Annotated in this window: 1 pseudogene; it reads left to right on the forward strand. The window is 34.3% G+C overall.

Annotated elements, in window-relative coordinates:
* Positions 1 to 366, forward strand: a pseudogene (locus AC1DJR_RS34020) (DNA-binding transcriptional regulator); the annotation flags it as partial.
* Between the last annotated feature and the right edge of the window lie 7 nt (positions 367 to 373).

Consider the following 373-nt stretch of genomic DNA (forward strand, 5'->3'; position numbering starts at 1 on the left):
TCATTATCCAGAACAGATAAAAAATTTGATCGGCCCTTGGAATTTTCAGCGCGTTCTTTCTTTCTAAAAGACATTTTACCTGATTCAAACCAACTTAAAGAACTCATTTCTGTCCGTATCCAAGGCATGTCACATGCGCTTGATGATTTATGTCAGCATTGGTTATTTAACCATGCTTTAATAGAACGAAAAAACAATCAAGCCCTTTTTAAGGTTGATATAGAGTCTATTCATACTTTTGTACCTTACCTCCTTCTCCCTTATGGTAAATCTATTAGCATTCTGGAACCAACTTTATTACAAGAAAGATTGGCAACTATCAGCTTTGAATTATTCAATCATTATAAAAACCCTTCACTTCACTGACCGTAAT

Source organism: Bacillus sp. 05T31 (assembly GCF_056396725.1).